Raw genomic sequence first — 24,645 nt, 5'->3', positions numbered from 1 at the left:
CCATTGCTTCTGACGATAAGCCGGAAAGTTGGGGTTCTAAGCCGGAGTTCATAGTGGATGGTGAACTGAATGGTGGGCCCGGAGGATGTTTGGAAAAGAAGCTAAATCAAGCAGTTAGGGACTAGTGGGACAGCAAAGCATTCAAATCTGTTCCAATGTTTTTCGATGTTCTTGTCCCACCTGCGGCGCTACATTTCCACCCGATTGACGCCTCGCTTACCTTAACACGGTGAAAGGAGGATCATGACGGTGTTTCAGTCTCACATTGGAAGGTCGCGGTAGAACCATTGACGACGCTCTGCGACGAGCGAGGAGCGTCTCGTTCGGGGCCGACAGCCGAATGGCGGCTTCTGGCGTCTGAAGAACGATAGCGGACGTTCATCCCGGTGGGACCAAGGTCTGAAGCTGGCCAAAGCGGACCTTCTATGGCGGCTAGTTGCGCATAGACGCGAGTGCTACGATCCCAGCAAACCCACGTGACGTCTTTTAGTCCAGGAGGCATCGTGGCGCGCCCGGAACGAAAGCTTGTGGCGGTTTTGGCAGCGGACGTAGCTGGCTACTCGCGTTTGATGGGGGCCGACGAGGCCGGGACTCTCTCCCATCTAAAGGCACTGCGCGCCGAAGTGATCGATCCAAAGATCGCGCAATTCAGGGGTCGGCTGGTCGGCACCGCGGGCGACAGTCTGCTGATCGAGTTTCCCAGCGCCGTCGATGCGCTGCAGTTCGCAGTCGAGACGCAAGAACGCATAACGGCACGCAATACGGATCTTCCTGAAGACCGGCGCATGGCCTTCAGAATGGGTGTCAACGCCGGTGAGGTTATCCTGGATGAGACGACGATCTATGGTGACTGCGTAAACGTGGCCGCCAGGCTGGAAAAGGTCAGTGAGCCCGGGGGTGTCGTCATTGGACGCAGCGTCTATGATCAAGTGAAGGGAAAGATTCCCTATACGCTCGTCGACCTGGGCGAGCATACGATGAAGAACATTGCTGGGCCTGTGCGTGCCTACCGGGTTCAAACAGAAGAGCGGGATGATCCACCTTCGGCGTTAATTGCTTCAGCAGAGGATTTGCCGCTCCCGTTCAAGCCATCGGTGGCGGTGCTTCCTTTCACAAACATGTCGGCGGACCCCGAGCAGGATTATTTCTCGGATGGAATAGCGGAGGACCTCATCACCGAGCTCAGTCGCAGTCAGAGTCTGTTCGTGATCGCGCGCAATTCCTCGTTCGCTTTCAAGGGTCAATCCGTAAACATCACCGAGGTCGGAAGGAAGCTCGGTGTACGGTACGTCGTCGAGGGAAGCGTTCGAAAGGCGGCTGCACGCGTCAGGATCACCGCGCAGTTGATAGAAGCGGCCACTGGCAATCACGTCTGGGCCGAGCGCTACGATCGAGACCTTGATGACCTTTTCGCCGTTCAAGACGAGGTGACAGAGAGGATCGCCTGGGCACTGGTCGGCAAGGTAGGCGCTGCTGAAATCGTTCGGACCAGGCAAACGCAAACGAACCTGAGCGCATATGACGCGCTCTTGCGCGGCATCGATGCTATGCACCGATTCACCGAAAAGGATACCGTCGCTGGTGTCGAGTTCTTAAAGCTGGCTCTTGGCTGGGAGCCTGATTCGGCGCGGGCGCATGCATGGCTCGCGGACGCCTACGCGACCCTCTCCGTTTTCAGAGCGGACGGAGATATGAAGGTGTTGGCTATGCAGTCAGCCCTGCGGGCCATCGAACTCGGCGACGCCAGCGGAATCGCGGAGGCGGTCGTCGCTGCTCTGCATGCATGGAAAAGGAACTTCGAGGTCGCCGAGACCCATTGGAAACGCGCGCTCGCCCTCGGTCCGACCACCCCTAATGTTCTCGTTTGGGTCGGCTATATCTGCCTTTGGAGTAGTCAACTCGCTGAGGCCCGTGAAATCGGCGAGCGGCTGAGACGACTGAGTCCACTCGAACACCGCGACGTCCACGAGCTGCTCGCATTCACTTACTATCTGCTCGGTGAATATGAGGCTTCGCTGGATTCGTTCCGTCGTTGGGACAACAACAATTATGATCGCGGGTTCGCCAATCTGGCTGCGTGTTTGGGACAGCTCGGACGCGCGGAAGAGGCAAGATTGGCTTGGGGCAGGTGCATCGAGCGCAAGCCTGGTTTCACTCTAGGCGACTATAAGCGCGGCTCTCCATATCGCCGTCAGGAGGACGTGGAGCAGTGGCTAGATGGCCTGCGGAAAGCAGGCATTGCGGATTGACGGATGACCGACGAATAATCAGGCGGTTCGTCGGAAGCGCAACCGTCGTCAATTACTGACCCGTGACGATTTTGGTCCAGGTGCGCGTCGCCACGCGCTGCGTCTTCGGGTCGTACGGAAAGATGGCGAAAAGCTTCTTTAGCGTGGCATCGTCAGGATAGATCGACTTGTCGCCGAGAATGCTCTTTTCAACAAATTGGTCCGACGCCTTGTTGCCATTAGCAAAGAATACATAATTTGTGTTCTTGGCGGCGACTTCAGGCTTCATCAGGTAGTTGATGAAGGCATCCGCTTCGTCCACATGCGGTGCATCTGCTGGGATTGCTAGCTGATCGAACCACATCACAGTGCCTTCCCGAGGGATCGAGTAGGCGATTGTGACGCCGTTACCGGCTTGAGCGGCACGGTCGCGCGCCTTCAGGACGTCGCCCGACCAGCCGATCGCCAGGCAGATGTCGCCGCCCGCCAAAGCGTTGATGTACTCGGATGACTCGATTTTGCGGACGTGGGGACGGATACGCATCAATGCCTCTTCGGCCTTGCCGAAGTCTTCCGGCGAGGTGCTCTCGGGGTTCAGGCCAAGATAATTCATCGTGATGGGCAGGATTTCGGTGGGCGAGTCGACCACATAGACCCCGCAATCAGCGAGCTTCTTCAGCTTCTCGGGATCGAAGAAGAAGTCCCAACTGTCGAGCCTGTCGACACCGAGCGCAGCTTTGATCTTCGCGGTGTTGTATCCCAAGCCCACCGTCCCCCACATGTAGTTCACCGAGTACTGGTTGCCTGGGTCGTACTTGGCGGTGCGCTGCTCGATGACGTCCCACATGTTGGCGATGTTGGGCAACTTCGACCTGTCCAGCTTCTGGAAAACGCCGGCTTTGACCTGGCGGGCCAGGAAACTGGCGCTTGGCACGACGACGTCGTAGCCGGAGCCGCCAGTCAGTAGCTTGGTCTCGAGGATCTCGTTGGAGTCAAAGACGTCGTATACGACCTTTATACCGGTGTCCTTGGTGAAGTCGTCGATGACCGAGGGATCCAAGTAGTCCGACCAGTCGTAAAGATTGACGACCTTGTCGGTAGCGTGCGCGGACGGGGTCATGGCCCCGGCGAGCAACGATGCAGCCGACCAAAGAAGCGCCTTGCGGATCATGTGCTCACCATAGGTTGGAGTTCCCAAGCTGCGAACGCCGTACCTTGTAAGCGGCCGCGCACGGTTGCAATATTAGCACATACTGAAAGGGAACAAGAGTTGAATGGGCAAACTCAGTCGTCGAATGCGGTAGGGAGATTTTCCCGGCCTTGCACCTACCGTCGGTTGCGGTTTTGGGGCCGCGAGCAAACGGTCAGCTTCTAGGATGAGGTCATCAGCAAGCGGACGTTCCGCTGGCGACCCTCGTTAACGGACCCAAGCAGCACAAACTATTGGCGGAGCTCAAAACCTCGCAGTCTTGCATCTTTGCTCGCCAGCAGTGCCTATCCGATGTCTCTATCGAGCGCAAAACGCTCGCAGCGCTCGCCGTCGGACTCCTCGATGAAGCTCTCGATATGTTTGAAGCCGAGCTTCGCAATATCCGCAGCGGGGCGAAATCGCGCGCCGCCGCCTTGGCCGTCACCTGTTCAACCGCCAGAGTCAAAGGCGTAGCGCGGGACCTCTATCTTCACTCTTCGTGCGCCATCTGTCACCGTCGCAATCCAACGTGGTAGTGCCGCCTAGCGCGTCGGTCTCTAGGTGGAAGATGAGGGTAGTTCCATGAACTATAACGATATCGACCTCAATCTATTGCGAGTCTTTGACGTGATGATGCGTGAAAGGAGCGTGACGCGCGCGGCTACCGAATTAGGCAGAACACAATCAGCTGTAAGCCACTCCCTATCGAAGCTTCGGTATCTATTGCAGGATGAATTGTTCACCAGAGATGGGGGCGAGATGCGGCCAACTCCTCGGGCAGTTGAGCTGCTGTCAGATATTTCTGCCGCGCTTGCAACGATCCGCGCATCGATCGACCGGCATCAGATCTTCAATCCAGCAACGACGCGACGTAACTTTCGCGTTGGACTTACAGATTATCATGCCATGGTTTTCATCCCAGGCCTTATTCGAGAATTTTCTAGGCAAGCTCCTGGCGCCACGCTGAACGTCATTCCCGCAAACGGACCCGAAATCGGTTCATCGGTCTATCTGAGACAAGTCGACTGTGCGCTGACGGGAGCGGCAATACGCGACGACCCAGGTCTCTTGAAGGTGGAGCTTGGCCAGGATCGATTGTTTTGCGCGGTGTGGAGTGGAAGCAAGGTCGCCAGGGACGCAATGACACTGGAAACGTATTTGGCCAGTTCTCACCTGCAGATTTCCGCAGATGGTCTGGCAGAAGGCCTCGCGGACGCCGCCCTCAAACAGATGGGTCTACGGCGCAATGTCGTTGCGACCATCTCGAACTATCTGGTGCTGCCCTGGGCGCTTCGTGGCACTGAACTGATTACCCATTGCGGTGATGCCATCCTGCAAATGCTGGACGAGAGGAGTGAGGTGACGTTGGTCCCGCCGCCCCTTCCTATATCAAATGTGAATGCCTGGCTCATTGTTCACCGCCAGATGGCGAATGACCCGGGTACCAAATGGCTCCGGGAAATCATCGTGGGCATCTACAACGAGTCGCGGACGAAGAGACACCAAGGGGTGACCGTCGGAGCACCGGGGTCGGCCGTAAAATAGGTCGCGCGCTGTCGTCTGTTTCACCACTCAAGCGCCTTTTCACCCGTGAGCAGGTGCTTCGCAAATTATGAGCGGTGCTCATTTTCATCATGAGAACAATCAATTTGACGAATACTTGGCCTGGAGAGCACAGTCCCTTTAACAAAAACAGGGGAATGCCGAAATGAGATCAACGGTTAAGGGTTTGATTGCCGTAGCTATCGCGTGCACCGCCTCCTCGGCGTGGTCCGCAACGCTCGACAATGTCAAGAAAAATGGAATGCTAACGTGTGGCACAAATTCGGCCACAGCTGGCTTCAGCCTTCCCGACAATGAAGGCAAATGGACCGGATTTGTGGTCGACTACTGTCGCGCCGTGGCTGCCGCCGTGCTCGGGGATGCGCAAAAGGTCAAGTTCATCCCGTTGACGCCAAAAGATCGCTTCACCGCCTTGCAGTCGGGAGAGGTCGATATTCTCGCCCACAACGCAACATGGACGTCCTCTCGCGATACGTCGCTCGGAATATTGTTTGCAGGCACGTACTTCTATGATGGCCAGGGATTTATGGTGCGCAAGGCGGACAACGTTACCTCAGCCAAGGGGCTTGAGGGTGCATCGATTTGCGTCACCCAGGGCACCACAACCGAGTTGAACCTTGCCGACTATTTTCGTTCGCAATCGATCAAGTACACCACGGTTGGTTTCGCTGACGAGGAAGCTGTCGTGAAGGCCTACGAGGAGGGACGTTGCGACGTCTTGTCCGCAGACACCTCCACCCTGAACGCGTCGCGGCTTCGCATGGCCAAGCCGGACGACAGCGTCGTTCTACCCGAGTTGATCTCCAAGGAGCCGCTAGGCCCGGCGGTGCGGCAGGGTGACGACCAATGGTTCAATGTGGCAAAGTGGACGCTGTACGTGATGGTGGCCGCGGAAGAATATGGGGTCACCTCCAAGAACGTCGATGCAATGAAGGCGTCGGACAACCCCAGCATCCGCCGTCTGCTCGGAGTGGAAGGCTCCATAGGCAAGGACATCGGGCTCGGCGACGACTGGCCAGTCCAGGTGATCAAGCAGGTGGGCAACTACGGCGAAGTGTTTGATCGCAATGTCGGCAAGGATTCGCCGCTTAAAATGGAGCGCGGCATGAACGCGCTCTGGAACAAAGGCGGCGTTCAATACGCTCCGCCGATTCGCTAGACAAAGCATGGTTGCAAGGCGCTAGCGTGTCACCGCCAGCGCCGTTGCACAGATCCCAAGAGGAACAGGCCATGTCCGATTTGTCGCATCCCGCGCGGTCGCTTAGGAGACTATCGCTGCACGATACAAAAGTGCGCGGCGTCTTCTACCAGCTCTTGCTCGCTGGCTGCCTGTTGGCCTTGGTCCTGGGCATCGGCATGCAGACCGCATCGAATATGCGGGTGCGGGGGATGCCGCTCTCCTTCGATTTTTGGAATGAGTCTGCCGGCTTCGACATCAATCAAACCCTGATACCGTACGATGCACTGTCCACCTACGGTCAGGCTTTCTGGGTGGGAGTGGTCAACACCCTCTACGTCAGCGTCCTCGCAATCTTGCTGGCGACCTTGCTTGGCTTCGTTATCGGTGTTGCCCGCCTGTCGCCGAACTGGATCGTTTCGAAGGTGGCGACCTCGTATGTCGAGCTTGTGCGCAACGTCCCGTTGTTGCTGCAGTTGCTGTTCTGGTACAACGCCGTTCTTAAGCCGTTGCCCGCCCCGAAGGCGTCGATCGCGATCCCCGGCGGCATTTACCTTAACAATCGCGGCCTAATCATTCCGGAGATCCAGTTACATCCGAGAGCGGGGCTGGTGGGCCTGGCATTCGTGGCGGCGATTTTCTGCTGTGTTGCATTCTGGGTTCGCGCCAAGAGCGTCCAGAGACGAACAGGCAAGCAGATGCCGGCATTTCTGGTCAGCCTAGCGATCTTGACAGGGTTTCCGCTGATCGTGTTCCTGGCGGCTGGCGAGCCGGTCTCGTTCGTCGCGCCGCAGCTGCGGGGCTTCAATTTTCAAGGCGGACATCAGCTCTATCCAGAGTTTGCCGCTCTCCTGATCGGTCTGTCGGTCTATACCGGATCCTACATCGCCGAGATTGTCCGAAGTGGAATCCAAGCGGTGCCAAAGGGCCAGACCGAGGCTGCGTATGCGCTCGGACTGGCGCCGGGCAAGACACTTCGCCTGGTCGTCGTTCCGCAGGCGCTGCGCATCATCATACCGCCTTTGACAAGCCAGTATCTCAATCTCATCAAGAACTCGTCGCTTGCGGTGTTCATCGGTTATCCCGACCTCGTTCAAATCTTTGCAGGAACGGTGCTCAACCAGACCGGAGCGGCCGTCCAGGTCATGGCGATTACCCTGTCCGTCTATCTCGTTATCTCCCTTGCCACCTCGTTTGCCATGAACGCGTGGAACCGACATTTTGCGATCGTCGAGAGGTGATGCATGAGCGATCAGTCTATGCATTCGCCATTTGTGAGCGGCGCGCTCATACCGGCGATGGCGCCTCCCGCAGACATTCGGCCGGGTCCGGTGACCTGGATGAAAAAGAATCTGTTTTCGACGCCTTCTTCAGGCGCGTTGACGATATGCTTTGTCCTCCTTGCCGTGTGGCTGCTGCAGCATTTTCTGAGTTTTGCGATCTTCAATGCGGTCTGGAGTGGCGGCCGAGATGCGTGCCGTACGAACGGCGAAGGAGCTTGCTGGCCCTTCATTGCCGAGAAGTTCGATTATCTGAGATACGGCGCATACCCGGTTTCCGAACGGTGGCGCGTGGACCTCGCAGAGGCTCTCGGTGCCATCCTGATCGTTTGGCTGCTGTGGACGAAGGCGCCGCGGCGCAAAGTGGCGGCGTTGCTGTTCTTCCTCGTCTACCCCGTTGCCGCTTTCATTCTGGTGCGCGGCGTCGCTTGGCTCCATTTGCCTGTCATCGATACGACGCTCTGGGGCGGACTCTTGATCACGCTGCTGATGTCGATTGTGGGCATTGTTTTCTCGCTTCCGATCGGGGTCATCCTGGCACTCGGACGCAGGTCGGAGCTGCCTTTCATCAAGGCGGTTTGCGTCACATTCATCGAAGTCGTCCGGGGAGTGCCGTTTATCACGGTGCTGTTCATGGCGAACTTTATGATGCCGCTGTTCGTGCCGGACTATCTGACGCCAGATCGACTTCTCCGCCCGCTCATTGCGATAGCGTTGTTCTCGTCCGCCTATATGGCCGAAATTGTGAGGGCCGGCCTTCAGGCGATCCCGAAGGGCCAATACGAAGCGGCGAATGCGCTCGGGATCGGCTACTTCAGCATGATGCGCCTGATCGTCCTCCCTCAGGCGTTGACGATCGTCATACCGAGCATCGTCTCCACCTTCATCGGCCTGTTCAAGGACACGACGCTGGTCGCCATCGTCGGCATCGCAGACTTCCTGAGGGCCGTCGAAACGGCGCGGGTCGATCCGAGCTGGGCAGGTCCGACGATCTCCTCGACCGGCTACCTCTTTGCGGGGCTGGTCTACTGGGGCTTTTGCTTCGGCATGTCCCGCTACTCGCAATCGATGGAGCGCCAACTGGCGCGCGGCCACGAATCCTAGGAAGCGACGATGATGTCCCAAGCAATGAACGCAGCGACGAAGGGAACGCCCTACAATCAGGCGATGGCCGTTGAGCTGCGTGACGTCAACAAATGGTTCGGCTCGTTTCATGCGCTCAAGAACATCAACCTCCCGGTGCCACGCGGTCAACGCATTGTAGTCTGTGGCCCCTCCGGGTCGGGCAAATCGACGATGATCCGCTGCATCAACCATCTGGAGCAGCATCAGTCGGGCGAGGTCATCGTCAACGGCAAGGCGCTGACCGAGGATCTGCGCAAGATCGACGAAGTCCGCAGCAATGTCGGGATGGTGTTTCAACACTTCAACCTGTTTCCTCACCTCACGGTGCTTGAGAACTGCGCGCTGGCGCCGGTGTGGGTGAGGAAGATGCCGCAGGCGGCGGCTGAGGAATTGGCGCGTCATTATCTGGAGCGCGTCAGGATCGCGGAGAAGGCCGACAGCTACCCCGGGCAGTTGTCGGGTGGCCAGCAGCAACGCGCTGCGATTGCTCGGGCTCTCTGCATGAACCCCAAGATCATGCTTTTCGACGAGCCGACCTCTGCCCTCGATCCGGAGATGGTCAAGGAGGTACTTGACACGATGGTGTCACTCGCCGGCGAAGGCATGACGATGCTGTGCGTGACGCATGAAATGGGTTTCGCGCGAGAGGTGGCCGACCGCGTGGTGTTCATGGACCGTGGGGAGATCGTCGAGGCCAACACGCCCCATCAGTTCTTCACCAACCCCTGGTCGGAACGGGCACGGCAGTTTCTGGCGCAAATCCTCAAATAGAGACGTCCGCGCAGGCAAAGCGGCCGTAACCGTGGCAACAGATTTTTTAGGTGACTGTCAAATGGCTTGTGCAGACACGCCCGCATCAGCGCTTGGGCAACGGAATATCGCGGGAATAGATTTCGACCAAATCCACGACCGCCAGCAATTCGGATCCGTCAAATGGGCCAACCAGTGGGACGAGTTCTCTCCGCAGATCGAGGGCCAGGACCTGCTGTCTCTGTGGACGGCGGATATGGATTTTCGTGCCCCGGAAACTGTCATCGCGCGGCTGCGCGAAGCGGCGGACCATGGCATTTACGGCTACACCCGTCGCGATCCACGCCACTACGAGATCGTGCAATCGTGGTTCACGGGGCGGCACAATTGGTCTCCGGTGCTGGAGACCCTGCTTCCCGCGCCGGCGATCATGCCGTCAGTCGCTGCGATACTACGAACCTTCACGAAGCCCGGTGACGGGGTCATTGTGCAGTCGCCCGTGTACTCGCCCTATTTCGAGGTTGTTCAGGGAAATGGGCGAGTTCTGCTTACGAACCGGCTGAGGCTGCGAAACAACAGATATGAGCTCGATCTGGAAGACTTCGAGAAGCTGGCGGCCGGCGGCGCCAAGGTGTTCCTGCTCTGCAATCCTCACAACCCTGCCGGCATCGCCTGGACACGCGAAGAATTGGCGGCGCTGAACGACATTTGTGAGCGCCATGGGATTTTGGTCATATCGGACGACATTCACTGCGACATAAGGTTGTCGGATCGACCCCACATCGTCTTCTCGTCCATCTCGGACGATGCCGCGGACAAGTCGTTCATCTGCACCGCTCCGACGAAGACTTTCAACCTTGCCGGGGTTCCTTCGGCAACCATCTCAGTCGCCAACAGAAAGCGCCGCGAAGCGCTGCTTGCCGCAATGCAGGCATCATTCATGGTGAATGCGAATTTTTTCGGCCGCCTGGCATTGGAGGTTGCCTACAGCACCGGCGCGCCATGGCTCGACCAACTCACACGCTACGTCGCCAGCAACATTGATCTGGTTTGCGAGTTCGCCGGCGAACACCTTCCAGGCATTACGCCCATGCGGCCCGACGCATCGTTCCTGGTGTGGTTGGACGCGTGCGCGCTCGATCGCAGAGTGGGTGGAATTCAGAAGTTCTTTGTCGATCAGGCCGGGGTCAATCTGTACGACGGCCGCGTCTATGGGCCTGGCGGCGATGGCTTCATCCGCCTGAATGTCGGCTGCCCGCGTCCTCTGTTGCGCCAAGGCCTGGAGCGCATGTCAAATGCGCTGGCGTCCTTGTGATTGAGCGAACCAAGCCAGGATGCTCCGCATGCGAATTGCCATCATCAATCCCAACACCACCGCATCGATGACCAGAGGGATCGTCGCCGCCGCCATGGCGGTGGCTGGCCCAGGAACCGAGATAATGGGCATGCAGCCCACCGCCGGACCAGAAGCGATCGAAGGGCCGTTTGATGGTGCCCTCTCCGTACCGGGCCTGCTTAAGCAGGTGGTTGCGGCGGAAAGGAACAATGTCGACGCCCATATCATTGCCTGCTTCGACGATACGGGTCTTGACGCGGCAAGGGCAATCGCCACCAAGCCAGTCATCGGTATCGGTGAGGCCTCGCTCTATGCCGTCAGCCTTGTCGCTCACAGCTTCTGTGTCGTGACCACATTGTCGCGTTCCGCGCCGCTGATTGAAGACAACATTCGCCGTTACGGGTTCTCCCATCGCTGCCGCCGCGTGTTTGCTTCAGACATCCCGGTCCTTGACTTGGAGAAACCCGGGAGTGGTGCCTCCGAACGAATTTCGGAGCTCATACGCGAAGGCATCAGGCTGGGGGCGGAGGGGATTGCGCTGGGTTGCGCCGGTATGGCCGAGTTCGCATCCGCGCTCCAGCGCAAGCACGATATTCCCGTGGTGGACGGAGTCGGCGCCGCGGTCGGTCTTGCGGAGACCCTGATACGTTGCGGCCTCGCACCCTCCAAACGTGGTGTATGGGCCATGCCGGCGCGCGCGAAGGGGCTGGATAGGTTTGAATGATGCAGAGCGGCCCTCGCAAGGAGGGCGTCCAACGTCCCCTTTCTCCGAGTGACCTGCGTGCGAGTGCTATCGATTGCAGGTCATTTTGATTCTGGGGCCAGTGTGGGTTTCCCAGACCCATTGCTGGCCTCAGTAGTCTCGACCGATTCAGTCATCCGATCTGGTCACCTCTCAAGTTACTGGAAATGGCAACAGCGGTGGAGTCCGCCAAAGTGGATAACGTGCGTTATCCCGCGAGAATCTTACATCTCCTTGTTCAGCCTTGACCGGATAGCGTTGCCCGCAAGTTGGTGGCAGCGTCCAAATAGGCCTGCTATGTTCCCGTCCGGTGGACTTAGTTGGGAGTACTAGGCATGGAAGCGGACAGAATGCAGGCGATTGCCGACACGTTGATGCGCGTCGTGACGCCGGACATGAGCCCCAAGCAGTTGCTTAAAGCAGTTAAGGACGAACACCCGAAAGCCTCCAAAAAGGACATCGCTCGGGCAGCGTTCTATTCAATCATCGCGAATGCCGAGGGCGACCACGGCAAGACAAAGAACCTACACGCTTTTGCCTTAGCCGAGCGGACTAAAGACGCCGCGGAATAGCCGCAGTTAGATTCCGCCGCCGTCCGAGTCCAACCTTGACCGTATTGTGTTGATGGCATCCACGATGGCGTCGGCGGATTGAAGGTCCAGCGCGATATCGACCAGACCCTCAGCCGTATGGATCGAGAGAATGCCAATCGCGCCTGCATCGTCCGCGACCGTGCCGATGTGGATTTCAGGAGCCACGAAAGGCCGCGCCTTTTCCACACGCTTCATCGGGCTCTCACGTCACAGGGCAACGTCGGACCATGACGCAACTCCTCGTCACGTTCAAGCGGTCTTAGGTTGTATGACCTGCATGGCCCTTGTTTTCAAACTGACGCACTACCAATTTCGGGGCCGATTGCAGGTCGAGCAAGAAAGCTCCGTGGTCTGGTGAGTGGGTCGCTCAGGCGACGTCAGCTTTTGAAAGTAGGCCAACGCAACTTGGACGACCGAAATAGGGCGCATTGCTGACCGGCGGATTTTGGGACCGGAAGCGGATTGGCAGCTTCGAGGCTCGGATTTGAAGCGGACATTCAGCCTCCTTAGGAGCATGGACCTGATCTGACCCGAAGGGGACTTTCATTCGATCGGGGCTTGGCAAGCTTCAAGCCCCAACTAGGCTTATGTTTTGATGTCATGTCATCACCAGCCAACACGACCGCAACGATACCCGCAGTGCATTGGTAAACTTAGTCCCGCGATGTCACAACTGACTGCCATTGTTGCAAATCTCATTAAGTAAGGGCCTAGGGCAACCTAGGGTGGAGGTCACTCAATGCCGTTGAGATGGCCAACACGCGGCGCTGATGAACTTGTTCAGCTTACAAGTCTTCCAGGAGTTAGCGCACGGACGTCAGCTCCGCGCGGCAGGCCTCTGCAAACACGCGCAGAATGTCATGGGCGGCCACGCGCGAGTTCCGGGCCGCCAAGGCGGACGAAGTCGTCTCATATGTCGTGACGACGTGTTCAAGCACTGCCTCGGCAGCCCCGATGGTGCCTGGCATCGCAAAAAGGCGAAGCTTGCTAATGGCGGTGTACATCGGGACCAGCTTGGACGGGTCATCCAGGCGTTCCTGGACCACTCCGTCAGCATAGGCCCTCGATGCTTGGTCGATGAACTCGCCGAACAGCCGCTCGCGACGCGACGCCTCCTGCTCGAGCCGCTGCATACGATTCTGACGATGCTGGGTGAGCCAGCTTGTGGCGACGGATGACAAGGCGCCAATGGCGGAACCTGCCAGTGCGGAGACCGCGGTGATGGTTGCTGGGTCCATAGTCATGCGACTCTTCTTGAACTTTCCGGTCGAGCGCCGGCCTGGCGGAGGAGTTGATCCCTGCCGAGCCGAAGCTCTCCCTTGCGGTAGCGGAAAAGGAGGTGAGGCCGGCTGCTCCGCTTCCCGGCCTCATAGCTCGTGGTCTCGTTCAAATTTGTCATGTTGCTCACCAGGCCAGCGAAAAACTTCTAAGAAACTGCTCGCCACCCAGCACGATGAAGGACAAAACGGTCATCAACAGACCGCGGTGGAAGCGCGCCTGCTTGATGATCCGGACACGCGAGGTCTTCAGCAATTCGGTGGCCAGCACCGACGTCCAATCGGACTTCAACGCCTGGCGGACAAGGGCACGGACATCGGAGAAGGAGCCGGGTTCGACATAGTAGACCGGCGCGACGGCGGAAGCTCCGGACACCTTGCCATTGAATTCCTTTTCCGCGCGCATGCGGCTTGGATAAAGAACGTGGCCGAACTGCATGATCGGCATGATCACGATCCCCCAAACGACCGCATAAAACAGCGGGCCGATTGGCGCATGGATCGGCAAGAGATCGCCGAACCGCAGCACTAGGTTGAGGGCAAGGATGTAGCCCACGCCGACGATCTGGGCCCGCGTGTCGTACGAGCGTGCCGCCGATTGCGCTTCCTGCAGCGCTGAGAGCAGCATCTTGTCGGCATACTCGCGGGCGGTCTCACCTGATCCAGCGTACATCGTGGCATCCGATCCGAAGTAGCGGTGAAGGAGAGCGGACGACGTTTCGGGCATGACGATCCCCTTCTCAGTGCTGAGGTGCGAGCATGGGCGCAGCAATCGCATCCGGCTCGGCCGATGCAGTCGGCTCGTCCTTCTCCCGGATACGATTGACCGCGACATAGAGAGCCGGGAGGAAGACGAGGGTAAGCACCGTGGCCACGGCGAGCCCGCCGACAATGGCGTAGGCCATCGGCCCCCAGAACACGTCGTGCATGATGGGTATCATGCCAAGGATGGCTGCAGCCGCGGTCAGCATGATCGGCCGGAACCTGTGCGTGGTCGCGTCGATCACCGCCTGCCACGGATCGATGCCGCGCGCCCGCTCATGCTCGATTTGATCGACGAGGATCACGGAATTGCGGATGATCATGCCTGCAAGTGCGATGATCCCGAGGATGGCGATGAAGCCCATCGGCGTGCTCGTGGTCAGCAGCGCGATCGCGACCCCGATGAGGCCTAGCGGCGCCACGCTGATCACCATCGCCATCCGGCGGAAGCTGCCTAGCTGCACGATGAGTACGGTGAGCATCAGCGTGATCATCAGCGGAAACTGGGCCAGTAGCGCGGCGTTGCTCTGGCCGCTCTTCTCGACCGTACCACCGGTCTCAATCAAAGTGTCCTCCGGCATCGACTTGTGCAGCGCCTCAATCGCGCCTGCCAGTTGCTCGTGGACGGAGGCGGGCTGCAGCCCCGGCAGCGGTTCCGCCTGAACTGTGATGGTGGGCAGGCGGCCGCGACGCCAGATATAACCCTCATCGAGATCATACTGGAAATCGGCAAGCTCGCGCAGGGGCACTGAGACGCCTGTCGCGGTGGGGATCTGAAGATTGCGCAAGGCCTCAACGCTTGAGCGCTCGCTGCTCTCGGCCCGCGCAACGACATCGACCAGATAGATTGAGTCGCGAAGCTGAGTGACCGTCGAGCCGCTGATCACGCGGTCGAGTGCCTGCGCGACCTGTTGCGAGCTCAGGCCAGCCTGACGCACGCGGTCCTGATTGACCACGATGCGCAGCTCCTTGCTCTTCTCCGCCCAGTCGTAGTTGACGTTTCGCACCAGCCCGGATGACCGCAGCACATTTGCGAGTCCCTCCGCGTGCTTCCTCGCCTCCTCGGCCGTCGGCGCACTCACTCGGTATTGCACCGGCCAGCCGACGGGCGGCCCGAGCTCCAGGCGCGAGATGCGGGCCTTCACGTCCGGGAATCTGTCGGCAAACAGCGTCTCGAGCCTCACCAGAACCCTGTCGCGCGCCTTAAGGTCCTTCGCGACAACCACGGTCTCCGCCATGAAGTCGTTGTCGAGCTGGACGTCGAGCGGCAGATAGAAGCGGATGGCGCCGCCGCCCACGTAAGAAGAATAGCCGGAGATGTCCGGGTCGCTGGCAAGCCACTCTTCCAGCCGTTTCGTCTCCGTCTCGGTCGCGGCGATCGAGGCATTCTTCGGCAGCGTCATCGTTACGACAAGCTCGGGCCGGTTCGACGCCGGGAAGAACTGCTGCTGCACAAAACCCATGCCGTAGAGCGAGGCACCGAAGGCGGCAAGCGAGGCGGCGATGGTGAGCCAGCGGTGCCGCATGCTGAAACCGAGCAAGCCGATGAAAGCGCGCATGAAGCGGCCAGGCCCAAGGGCGTGCGCCTTCATGCGGGAAGGCAGCAAGGAAAGCCCGATTACCGGCGCGAAGATTACGGCCACGAACCAGGACGCAACCAGCGCAACTCCAATGACGGCAAACAGCGAAAACGTATACTGCCCGGTGTTGTTGTCGGCAAAGCCGATCGGCAGGAAGCCGAGGATCGTGATCAGAGTTCCCGATAGCATCGGGAAGGCGGTAGAAGTGTAGGCGAAGGTAGCCGCCTTGATTTTTTCCATGCCTTGCTCGATCTTCGAGATCATCATCTCGATAGTGATCATCGCATCATCCACCAGCAGGCCGAGCGCGATGATGAGAGCGCCGAGCGAGATGCGCTGCAAGCTAATGCCCATCGCTTCCATGGCTATAAAGACGATCGCGAGTACCAGCGGTATTGACAGGGCAACCACGAGCCCTGCCCTGAGTCCGAGGCTGAGGAAGCTGACGGCGAGCACAATGACAATCGCCTCGACCAGCGCCTTGGTGAATTCGCCGATGGCCTCGCGCACGACCTCGGGCTGGTCCGAAACCAGATTGAGATTAATGCCGACGGGAACGCGTTGCGTCAGGCGTTTGGCCGCTTCGTGCAGGCCTTCGCCGAATTCGAGGTTGTTGCCGCCCTCGCGCATGTTGATGCCAATGCCGATAGCCGGCTTGCCGTTGACGCGGAACATCTTCGTGGGCGGGTCGCTGTAGCCGCGTTGAACGTTGGCGATGTCAGTGAGTTTGTAGAAGCGCCCATCGATCCAGAGGTTGAGGTTCGCAACATTCTCGGGTGTCAGGAGCGAACCCGTGACGTCGACAAGCATGTTCTCGTGCGGCGTGTTGATGACGCCGGAGGGCACAACGGCGTTCTGGCGGGCGATCGCCGTCAGCACTTCGTCGAGATTGAGCTTGAGATTGGCGAGCTTCTGGGGTGAGAAGCTGAGATAGATCTTCTCGTCCTGGTCGCCAAAAATCTCGACCTTGCCAACATCGGACGAACGCAGGAACTCGGTCCGCGCCGTCTCGGCGAAGTCGCGGGCCTCTCGCGGCGTGAAGCCGTCGTAGGTGATCCCGTAGATGACGCCGAAGACGTCGCCAAACTCGTCGTTGAAGAAGGGGCCGATCACGCCGGGGGGAAGCGTCGCCTGAACGTCGCTGACCTTCTTGCGGACCTGGTACCAGATGGCGTCGAGATCGCTCTTTGGCGTCGACTCCTTGAGGTAGACGAAAATCGTTGCCTGGCCGGGTTTGGTGTAGCTCTTGAGGTAATCCAGCTTGGGAGTCTCTTCGAGCTTCTTCTCCAGCTTGTCGGTCACCTGCGTGAGCATATCGGCGGCGGTGGCGCCGGGCCAGACCGCCTGAACCACCATGGTTTGCACGGTGAAGTCCGGATCCTCCTGCCGGCCGAGCCGCTCATAGGCGCTGATGCCACCGATGACGCAGACGAGCATGAGGAATACGACGATGGCCCGGTTGTGGACGGCCCATTCTGAAAGATTAAAGCGGGTCATCACTTCACCTCCGTCTCAGCGTTGACCAACTCACCGTCTGCCAGCGAATTGACGCCGGCGGTCACGACCTTCTCTCCTGCCGAAAGCCCGCGGCTGACGACAACGGAGTCCGTATCGAATTGCAGAAGCTGGACGTTCCGGCGCTGAACCTTGCCGTCACCGCCAATCACCCAGACCTGCGGCTTGTCTCCGGACTGCAGCAATGCGGTCGGGGGTAGTGTGGTGACCTCCTCACCTCCTTCGCTTTCGACGCGGCCTACGACGACTGCCCCCAGCCGCATGTCTGGCGGCGGCGAAGCCAGCGCCACCTTCACCTGATAGGTGCCGGTCGTGCTGTCGGCCTCGGGCGAAATCTCGCGGATCGCGCCGATGACTGCGATGTCCGGCCGGCCCTGGATCGAAACGTTCACCGCCATGCCGAGCTTTGCCCCGGTGATGTCTGAGCCAGCGACAGCGAACACGGCCTCGCGTGCGTCATTGCGGGAGATCTCGACGACCATCTGGCCCGCGACGACGACCTGACCGGGGTCCGCCGCCGTTGCCGTAACGATGCCGTCGTCGGGCGCGAGCAGCTGCGTGTAGCCGAGCTGGTTTTGGGCGATACGGAGATTGGCTTCGGCCGCCTGGACGGCAGCTTGTGCACTCTGCAGCGACTTCAGCGCCTCGTCGTACAGGGAACGGGTGGTAAAGCCCTTGCCGAGCAGAATGCGGAAACGATCCTCCTGGGCCACGACCTGGACGAGCGTGGCCTTGGCCGCCGTGAGGTCGGCCTCCGCAGCGGTCACTTTGTTGTGGTAGTCGACGGCACTGAGCTCGGCGAGCTTCTGACCTTTCTTGACGATGGCGCCAATGTCGACATCGCGCGAGATGAGGCGGCCGCCGACTTCAAAGCCGACCTCACTGACATAACGCGACTGGACGCGACCGGCGCCCTGCGCCACCGTGGCGAGCTTGTGAGGCGTCACCACCACGGCCCGCGCCTGCCGCGGTGCTGGAGATGCCGCCTTCTCCTCTTCGGAACAGCCAGCAAGACAGAGGCCGGCGAGACAGACACAAAGGAATTTGCCGTACGATAGGCGCATGAAATCCTCCGCTCGAAAGGATCGGGGTTGCAGGGAACTGGTGACGAAGGAGCCCCGGTTAGCGGCCGGGGTTCGCTTTCATATTGAACTTATATGTCAAAACGACGATATCGTCAATATGAGAAATGTACAATTGTGCTATGCAAAAACGTATGACGAGTAGCGGAGATCGATCTTAGGTAAGGACGGAGGCGCGCGATGAGACGCGCGTCTCCGAACCCCGCTACTGCATGGACCATCCATGGCTGACCACCATCGACTGGCCGGTCAGCGCGTTCGATGGGAAGGCCGCGAGGAACAGCGCTGCTTCCGCAACGTCCTGGACGGTCGTGAACTCGCCGTCGACCGTCTCCTTCAGCATCATGGTCGTGACCACGTCCACCTCGGAGAGTCCTAGCTCGCGAGCCTGTTCGGGGATCTGCTTCTCGACGAGCGGCGTCAGCACAAACCCGGGGCATATCACGTTGGCGCGGACGCCGTGCGCGGCCCCCTCCTTGGCCACGACCTTCGCCAGGCCAACGAGGCCGTGCTTGGCGGTAACGTAAGGAGCCTTGAGCGGCGACGCCTCCTTGGAATGCACGGATCCCATATAGATGATGCAGCCGCTGTTCTGGCTGTACATCTGCCGCAAGGCCGCACGGGTCGTCAGAAAAGCCCCATCGAGGTGGATGGAAAGCAGCTTCCGCCATTTCGCGAATTCGAACTCCACGATCGGCGCCACGATCTGGACGCCGGCGTTGCTGACCAGGATGTCGAGGCGCCCGAAGACTTCGATCGCCTTCGCCATTCCGCTTTCCACCTGCTCCTCGTTGCTGACGTCCATGCCAACCCCGAGCGCACGCTTGCCCATCGGATCGATCTCGAACGCGGCTTTTTCCGCCGCGGTCTGATCGAGATCCGCGATGACCACCTTTGCTCCCTCACGGGCGAAGCTGAGCGCAATCTCCTTGCCGATGCCGCTCGCGGCTCCAGTGATCACCGCCACGTTGTCCAGGAGCCGTCCGCCGGCTCCATCGGCGCGCTTGTTCGATGAGATCTCAGTCTGCAAGTTCATGGATTCTTCCTTTCCGATGGCAAGGCTCTGCCTGCACGAGGTAGTCATGCACGACCTTGCCGAGCGCGAGCGTGAGATCCGCGACGATGTGAACCGCCGATACCACTTCCAGGACCGGCAGCTCGGCGACCGGCGCCAGTGCATGTGACCAAAGGTTCAGGGCTGCCGGGCCGGTCCAGGCGCCTTTCACATCGATGTCCTCAAGGTGATATTCGACGAGCTCGCAGATGCGCGGCGTGCCGTCGACATGCGGAATGATCTTGAGGAGGAAGTTCGGTTGGGCGAGCGAGGCCTTCACGCTCGCGAGGTCGGCGGCTCGGTGCTTGTAGCCCATGGAGCCGGTCGCGACGGGGACCGGGCCGTAGTTGAGCGTGCCAACAAGCGTATCCTTCTCCGTTCGAAGCGTTGGGCTGGCGAGCTTCTTCGGAAAACCCCACAGCTCGCGCCCGCCGGCGATCGGCGGATGGTCATCGAGAAACATGCAGTGGGTGTAGCTGCCCTTGCGGCCTCGGAAGGAGACCGGGATGACCTGCCCGCTTTCGGTGTAGTCGCCAAAGCCTGTCGAGTCCGGCATGCGGATGAACTCGAATTTCACGAGCGGCTCGATGACCTGAAGCGGCTCCGGCACCAGGTCGCGCAGCTTCTGCGGATCGGTGCGATATGTGATGATCAGATACTCCCGGTTTCGGAAGCGATATGGCCCGGCCGGATAGGCCGGGCTGGTCAGGGGCATGGCGAAAGCCCTCGCCCGGAGAGTGTCTTGGTGCATAGCTTGAAATTCCTTTGGGCTGGATCGAGCGGTTCATTTCCGTTCAGGAGAAGCCGGGTCGCCTTCGGGACCGGCAGGGGACGTCAATCGTCTTTGGGCTGACCGCTATTCCAGCCCGTCGATGGCAAGGTCATAGGTGCTGACCCCGTCCAGATTGTCCGGCCGACTCAGTGCCTCGGGATGGCGCAATGTGCGAACGGCATCGAAGTAACCTGCCCGCCAATGCTCCTCCATCGACAAACGCGAGAACTCGTAGTCCTTCGAGTGGTCTTCATACTGCTTTGCGCGGTAGATGAGGTGCACGAGCTTGTAGACCTTGTGGTCTGCAATCCCGCCCAGCATTCTTGCCTCTTCGCTGGCAAGCAAGTCGGCCGGCAGCTTCGAAAGCAGGCTGGCGAGAGCGTGTCGGGCGCGCTGGTACTGCTTGAACTGGTCGGTATGGGCGCGCGAGCGGCTCGAATACTGGATGTCTTTTTGCCGCGCCGCGACATCGGCCAGGTTGCGGGGTATCTCACCGCGCGCGCTCCAAAGGTCGACCTGGAAGGCAATCGTGTCTTGCCGCGTCCCGTGCTCGACGACCCACTGCAGCGGCGTGTTGGAAACGAGGCCGCCGTCCCAGTAGAGTTCGCCTTCGATCTCGACCGCAGGGAAGCCGGGCGGAAGCGAGCCGCTGGCCATCACGTGCTCGGGCCGGATCGTATGCGTCTCGTTGTCGAAGTAGACGAGATTTCCTGTCCGCACGTTCACCGCGCCGACACTGAAACGCATGCCGCCCGCGTTGATCCGGTCGAAGTCCACAAGCCGCTCCAGAGTGCTCTTCAGGCGGCTGGTGTCGTAGAAGCTTGTACCTTGGAGCGAGCCATCCGTGTGCAGCCAGGGTGCGGGCTGCCGAAGGCTGAAGAAGCCTGGGGCGCCGGCGACGAGCGCGCAGGCTGCACTGAATTGATTGAAGAGTGCGCGCGGCAGATTGCCCTTAGGAGCAAGAGCGTCTGTGGCGGCAGCCCAGTCGAGAAGCGGATTGGCAGTGATCTCGCGCCAGAAGGCCCGCAGCTTCGCAACCCGTTCGGCCGGCTCGTTTCCAGCGATGATCGCCGAGTTGATGGCGCCAATGGAGACGCCGGCAACCCAATCTGGATTAATGCCGGCTTCCGCAAGGGCTTCGTAGACGCCAGCCTGGTAGGCTCCAAGTGCCCCGCCGCCTTGCAGCACCAACGCAATGCATTCGAAAGGGAGACGCCGTTCCGCCGTTCGGAAATCCTTCTGGGACTGAACGTTCATCAAATGCTTTCCTTATCACCGAGCGTGACCTCGCGGCCCTTCGCCGTCCGCATCGCGACCTCCAATTTTCAATTTGCACTTATATGTCAAAACGACTATGTGGTCAATATGAGAATTGCGTAATGGTGCAATGCAAAAAGGACATGACGCATGGCAAAGGTCGATGTGGCGCGCAGGGCAGAGATAGGGCGCGAGAAGCGGGCGCGGACGCGTGCGCAGATCGTGGAAGCAGGCGCGACGCTCCTTGGGGGACGTACGCACGAGGCGGTTACGGTGGATGCTGTGGTCGAGGCCGCGGGCGTTGCCAAGGGGACCTTCTACTGCCATTTCAAGAGCATCGGAGATCTGGCCGCTGCGGTGGGGGCCGGGCTCAGTCAGAGCTTTGATGAGCTGCTGTCACCTGCGAGGCTCGAGCGGCAGGATCCGATCGAGCGCTTCTCTTTCGCCTTCATGAAATTCCTGGAGAGAGCGAGCGCGGACATGGACTGGGCCCGCCTTGTTATTCAGAGCTCGCAATCACCCATTGAGTTCGGCATAGGGGTTCGCGCGAACCTCAAGGCGGACATCGAGGAAGCGATTGCTCAGGGTCGAGTGAGCGTGCGCGACGTTGAGCTGGCAGCCGACATCGCCATTGGAATATGGCTGGAGGTGACGCGCGGAATTATTGCGCGCGGTCCCCGGCCCGAAACGACCAGCCAAGCGCTCGACGCAACGCTTCGCGCTCTCGGCCTCGGTCAGCGCTGAACAGGGTTGGATAAAGCATCACGGCCGGACGCATGTGGAGCCGCGACGAAGCACTCAATCTCAACGAACAGATAACGGAGACCGCCGCGTGAGGGTTGGCGGTCCAAGGTCAGGCCCCGCTGCCCACCGCACCTGGGCGCTGAGACTTCCTTTGCCGTGGCCCATCAGGCATTGCGCCGTCGGCAGATGTAGGCAAGCGCGAGAGGACGGACTTTGCCTCCCGGGCATCGAGGCCGATCGCGCGCAGGATGGCGCCTATGGCCGCATCACGATCAAGCGGCGACAGCCTGCGCTCGCCAAGCGCGCGCATGAGCTGGAGCATGATCCCAACGACGATTTCCAGGTTCAGCTGCGCGGATGCCCCGCCGTCCGGCAGGTTGTTCGAGAACTGTTGCAGGTCTTCGAAGATTCGGCCTCGGAGGAGTTCGCCACCCTTTGCATCTACCGTCGCCATCCTGGCGACAAGGCTGGCCCAGCGGGGATCATTGAGGGCCTTGTCGATGAATGCGCTGCACCCGAACGCAATCCGAAGGGCAGGATCGTCGAGTGATAGTCGGTCGGACTGCAGCATTTCGTCGAAAGATTGGACCAGTTCCTCCGCGACTGCCGCCGTCAAACCCTCTAGGCCATCGAAATGAACGTAGAACGTACCCTTGGCAACGGCGGCCTCCCTGACCACATCGTCGACTGTTACCGATTCCACGGCCTGTCTGGCGAACAACGAGTTGGCCGCGGTAACGAGCTCTGCACGGGTTCGCGCGCGCTTTTCACGCCCAATTTCAGCTCGACGAATAGGATTGATCTTCGCCATCGTTGGTCCTGTCTTTAATAACGGATTGCACAATAGGTCATATTGACCATAACGTCCACAACAAGCTCGCCGTTGATCACACTCGAGTTGAGTCTGGAGTGAGCCCGCCGTCTACACAGATATCTCAGTACGAGATCTGACCATCAACGATCTGTCCCATCGACGTGACAGGCTCGCGCTTCAACAATTTGCGTGCCTCGTTGCTATCTACTCGGGCGGGCGCCGTTTTGCGGGGCAACGGCCGGTCGTAGACGGTGGGTGACGCTACGCGATCCGAGAACTTGGCTTCGCCTGCCGGTACCGATCGACCGCCCAGGCGCTGCGCCAGCAGCCGAACAATCTCCGGGCTGTCGGCATACCCATTGTGCCCGAGTGGATCTCCCGACCTTATTGCGCTCGTGTCGATGACGGTAACTCCGAGCTCTTCAAGAACCGCCGCATAGGGCGTGAGATCGGTACCGCCGACACGCGAAATTCCGCCCGATAGCAATCGCGAAAACTCAAGGGCCTTGTCCCGCGTCGACGTGAAAATTGTGAACCGCGGCTTATTTGGCCCCATCTCGACAAATTGACGGCGAAACACGTCGATGTCGATATCCGGAGACGCCAAGACGACATTCCTGACCTTAGCTGGGATCCCGTTTTTACGCATGGCAACGCCGCGTAACGCCTCCACCGCAAGCCATGTCCCCATCGAATGAGCGAGAATGGTGACGTCGTCGACATCGGGACTCATGGAAGCCTGGAGGATCAAATCCTCCAAGGCTCGACGCGAGTAGTTCGCGCTCTCCTTGTCGTAGAGATAGTCGAAGACCCTGGCCCGCGAGGGCCAGGCGAAGAGAATAGGCGCAGCGTCGGTTCCTGTGTCGAGAACGATCTGAGCGAAACGAAAGACGGAGTCGGCATAGGAGTTGTTGTAGCCGTGCACAAAAATGAGCACCTGACGCTTTGCATTTCGGTTCTTGCGGAACCAGTCAAAGACCTGCCTCTCCGTTGCGACTTTGTCGACCTCGGCCATGGCGAACTCCCGAGAGGAATCAGGAGGACGGTGTGAAGGCCGCTGGACCTGACTGATCTTTCGGCTTCGATCCTGAGGTGTGGTGACAGTGACGCTGTCCAACGAGATCGCCGTCCCGCGCTCTCCTGAATAAAGTTGGTCAGGGTCCGTCGACGGTTTGCGTGTTGTGGCGACCAGCAGGTTAACCCGCCTGGCCTCGCTCGTGGTGACCGCAGCAGGTTGGAGCACGTTTCCCGCCCGGGTCGCGCAGCCATTTGCGATCAAGCAAAGGGTCACCAAAATCGAAAGCACCAAGTGAGAGCTTCCGAGTTTCCCCGGCTGAGGTCGACAGGCACAGCTTGGCATTGTGGATCTGACCTATTTCTATACGCCCGCAACCGGGCCGTTTCATCGCCAAGAACCTGTCAATCCTGCTATCTTGGAAGGCGCGGTCGTCGATGCATTGCATACAGAATAGTCAAAACGACCATAAAGTCAACATGACCTTATGTTCTGCGACTAAGAGAGCGCGAGCCGTGCAAACCTGCCGATTCCTAGCGCTTGCATTATCCGGATTTGCTCACCGGGCCGCTGGGATAACACCTTAAGGGAATTAGGTGATTAGGACGTCCGCTTATGGGTGCGGACAGGACCGCCGTGAACGACCGAGATGCTGAAGGGTTTCGGGTGCCGTCAGGCGTACGAAAGTCTCTCATGCAGGAACCCGCGGGCCGCAGACGATTGCCTATGGGGATTTGTGCCTTGGGATGTGCCAGCGCCTATCGCGGACTTCCGCATAGGATGCGGTGGG

Annotated in this window: 21 protein-coding genes; 10 read left to right on the top strand and 11 right to left on the bottom strand. The window is 59.6% G+C overall.

Annotation, left to right across the window (positions count from 1 at the left end; genetic code table 11):
- Positions 1 to 503: 503 nt before the first annotated feature.
- Positions 504 to 2,249: an adenylate/guanylate cyclase domain-containing protein gene (locus NKI20_RS07795; protein WP_352829598.1), complete on the top strand. Its 1,746-nt coding sequence runs from the start codon at positions 504 to 506 to the stop codon at positions 2,247 to 2,249.
- 52 nt (positions 2,250 to 2,301) lie between these two features.
- Here NKI20_RS07795 and NKI20_RS07790 read toward each other — a convergent pair whose 3' ends face one another.
- Positions 2,302 to 3,399, bottom strand: a complete 1,098-nt coding sequence (locus tag NKI20_RS07790; protein WP_352829596.1) for a polyamine ABC transporter substrate-binding protein — start codon at positions 3,397 to 3,399, stop codon at positions 2,302 to 2,304.
- 600 nt (positions 3,400 to 3,999) lie between these two features.
- On the opposite strand from NKI20_RS07790, the gene NKI20_RS07785 reads away from it, so the two are divergent.
- From NKI20_RS07785 to NKI20_RS07750, 8 genes are all read left to right on the top strand, one after another.
- Positions 4,000 to 4,962, top strand: a complete 963-nt coding sequence (locus tag NKI20_RS07785; protein ID WP_352829595.1) for a LysR family transcriptional regulator — start codon at positions 4,000 to 4,002, stop codon at positions 4,960 to 4,962.
- A 163-nt stretch (positions 4,963 to 5,125) separates the two neighbouring features.
- Positions 5,126 to 6,139 (top strand): amino acid ABC transporter substrate-binding protein, encoded by a 1,014-nt coding sequence (locus tag NKI20_RS07780; protein ID WP_352829593.1) that lies wholly within the window; start codon positions 5,126 to 5,128, stop codon positions 6,137 to 6,139.
- A 71-nt stretch (positions 6,140 to 6,210) separates the two neighbouring features.
- A complete protein-coding gene (locus NKI20_RS07775; protein ID WP_352829592.1) occupies positions 6,211 to 7,398 on the top strand; it encodes an amino acid ABC transporter permease in 1,188 nt (395 codons plus the stop codon).
- 3 nt (positions 7,399 to 7,401) lie between these two features.
- Positions 7,402 to 8,541 (top strand): amino acid ABC transporter permease, encoded by a 1,140-nt coding sequence (locus NKI20_RS07770; protein WP_502898049.1) that lies wholly within the window; start codon positions 7,402 to 7,404, stop codon positions 8,539 to 8,541.
- Positions 8,542 to 8,604: 63 nt separating this feature from the next.
- Entirely contained in the window at positions 8,605 to 9,333 is a 729-nt protein-coding gene (locus tag NKI20_RS07765; RefSeq protein ID WP_502898053.1) for an amino acid ABC transporter ATP-binding protein, read from the top strand.
- A 31-nt stretch (positions 9,334 to 9,364) separates the two neighbouring features.
- Entirely contained in the window at positions 9,365 to 10,627 is a 1,263-nt protein-coding gene (locus tag NKI20_RS07760) for a MalY/PatB family protein (RefSeq protein ID WP_352829590.1), read from the top strand.
- A 28-nt stretch (positions 10,628 to 10,655) separates the two neighbouring features.
- Positions 10,656 to 11,372: an aspartate/glutamate racemase family protein gene (locus tag NKI20_RS07755; RefSeq protein WP_352829589.1), complete on the top strand. Its 717-nt coding sequence runs from the start codon at positions 10,656 to 10,658 to the stop codon at positions 11,370 to 11,372.
- Positions 11,373 to 11,725: 353 nt separating this feature from the next.
- Complete coding sequence (locus tag NKI20_RS07750; RefSeq protein WP_352829587.1) at positions 11,726 to 11,962, top strand: hypothetical protein; 237 nt, start codon at positions 11,726 to 11,728, stop codon at positions 11,960 to 11,962.
- A 6-nt stretch (positions 11,963 to 11,968) separates the two neighbouring features.
- On the opposite strand, the gene NKI20_RS07745 is transcribed toward NKI20_RS07750, so the two are convergent.
- From NKI20_RS07745 to NKI20_RS07710, 8 genes are all read right to left on the bottom strand, one after another.
- Positions 11,969 to 12,178, bottom strand: a complete 210-nt coding sequence (locus NKI20_RS07745; RefSeq protein WP_352829586.1) for a hypothetical protein — start codon at positions 12,176 to 12,178, stop codon at positions 11,969 to 11,971.
- Between the two features lie 608 nt (positions 12,179 to 12,786).
- On the bottom strand, positions 12,787 to 13,221 hold the full coding sequence (locus NKI20_RS07740) for a hypothetical protein (protein ID WP_352829584.1): 435 nt from the start codon (positions 13,219 to 13,221) through the stop codon (positions 12,787 to 12,789).
- Positions 13,222 to 13,387: 166 nt separating this feature from the next.
- Positions 13,388 to 13,987 (bottom strand): hypothetical protein, encoded by a 600-nt coding sequence (locus NKI20_RS07735; protein ID WP_352829582.1) that lies wholly within the window; start codon positions 13,985 to 13,987, stop codon positions 13,388 to 13,390.
- A gap of 13 nt (positions 13,988 to 14,000) precedes the next feature.
- A complete protein-coding gene (locus NKI20_RS07730; protein WP_352829580.1) occupies positions 14,001 to 17,099 on the bottom strand; it encodes an efflux RND transporter permease subunit in 3,099 nt (1,032 codons plus the stop codon).
- Entirely contained in the window at positions 17,099 to 18,181 is a 1,083-nt protein-coding gene (locus NKI20_RS07725) for an efflux RND transporter periplasmic adaptor subunit (RefSeq protein ID WP_352829578.1), read from the bottom strand. Before NKI20_RS07725 ends, NKI20_RS07730 begins: the two co-directional genes overlap by 1 nt.
- Positions 18,182 to 18,404: 223 nt before the next feature.
- Complete coding sequence (locus NKI20_RS07720; RefSeq protein WP_352829615.1) at positions 18,405 to 19,175, bottom strand: 3-hydroxybutyrate dehydrogenase; 771 nt, start codon at positions 19,173 to 19,175, stop codon at positions 18,405 to 18,407.
- Positions 19,176 to 19,218: 43 nt separating this feature from the next.
- A complete protein-coding gene (locus NKI20_RS07715; RefSeq protein ID WP_352829576.1) occupies positions 19,219 to 20,004 on the bottom strand; it encodes an acetoacetate decarboxylase in 786 nt (261 codons plus the stop codon).
- 105 nt (positions 20,005 to 20,109) lie between these two features.
- The gene (locus tag NKI20_RS07710) at positions 20,110 to 21,282 is read right to left on the bottom strand and encodes a patatin-like phospholipase family protein (protein ID WP_352829575.1); all 1,173 of its coding nucleotides are present in this window, start codon (positions 21,280 to 21,282) and stop codon (positions 20,110 to 20,112) included.
- A 150-nt stretch (positions 21,283 to 21,432) separates the two neighbouring features.
- Between NKI20_RS07710 and NKI20_RS07705 the strand changes: the two genes are divergently transcribed.
- Positions 21,433 to 22,026, top strand: a complete 594-nt coding sequence (locus tag NKI20_RS07705; RefSeq protein ID WP_352829573.1) for a TetR/AcrR family transcriptional regulator — start codon at positions 21,433 to 21,435, stop codon at positions 22,024 to 22,026.
- 109 nt (positions 22,027 to 22,135) lie between these two features.
- Here the strand turns inward: NKI20_RS07705 and NKI20_RS07700 are convergent, their stop codons facing one another.
- Entirely contained in the window at positions 22,136 to 22,837 is a 702-nt protein-coding gene (locus NKI20_RS07700; RefSeq protein WP_352829572.1) for a TetR/AcrR family transcriptional regulator, read from the bottom strand.
- Between the two features lie 124 nt (positions 22,838 to 22,961).
- A complete protein-coding gene (locus NKI20_RS07695; protein ID WP_352829570.1) occupies positions 22,962 to 23,855 on the bottom strand; it encodes an alpha/beta hydrolase in 894 nt (297 codons plus the stop codon).
- Positions 23,856 to 24,645: the final 790 nt, after the last annotated feature.

Source organism: Mesorhizobium sp. M0830 (assembly GCF_040319965.1).
Taxonomy (GTDB): domain Bacteria; phylum Pseudomonadota; class Alphaproteobacteria; order Rhizobiales; family Rhizobiaceae; genus Mesorhizobium.
This window is presented reverse-complemented; position numbering and strand designations above follow the sequence as displayed.